The following is a 463-nucleotide window of genomic DNA, read 5'->3' as shown; positions in this document are numbered from 1 at the left end:
TGGTGGCGGTGATGATCGCCGCTGACCTGGTGGCCTGGACACGGACGCTCGCCTGCACCGGCGACGCCGCAGTTCTGGCCTTGTGCGAGCCCAAAGCGCTGCGCTACCGCTTCCTTCACGTGGCAGCCCGACTGGTCCGTAGTGGCCGGCGGCGGCGCGTGAAGATTCCCGAAACGTGGCCTTGGGCCACCGCCATCGTCGCAGTGTTCAACACGATCGCCGCGATCCCAAAACCCGCCTGACCTCACCTGCCCGCCCACGACAGCACCACCGGAGACCCGCCCACCGGCAGCGCCAGCCGGCACACACGCACGCCCACACGCGAAAACAAGCCCGCAGTCACCCGACAGCAGCAGTCACACCGGCCCGTGAATCAGCGGGGCTAGCCTTGGACGCGCTGAACATGGCGATCTGGCAGCACACCCACGCCGGCGATGACTTGGGCGGGCTGATTCATCACTCG

1 protein-coding gene is annotated in these 463 nt (G+C 67.8%); it reads left to right on the top strand.

Annotated elements, in window-relative coordinates:
* Positions 1–242, top strand: a 242-nt coding sequence (locus G6026_RS17690; RefSeq protein WP_241728143.1) for a transposase, incomplete at its 5' end; no start/stop codon positions are given.
* Positions 243–463 lie beyond the last annotated feature (221 nt).

Origin of the sequence: Dietzia sp. DQ11-38-2 (assembly GCF_014145055.1) — a bacterium.
Classification (GTDB): Bacteria; Actinomycetota; Actinomycetes; order Mycobacteriales; family Mycobacteriaceae; genus Dietzia.
The sequence above is the reverse complement of the archived record's forward strand: the minus strand, read 5'-3'. Positions and strand labels throughout refer to the sequence as shown.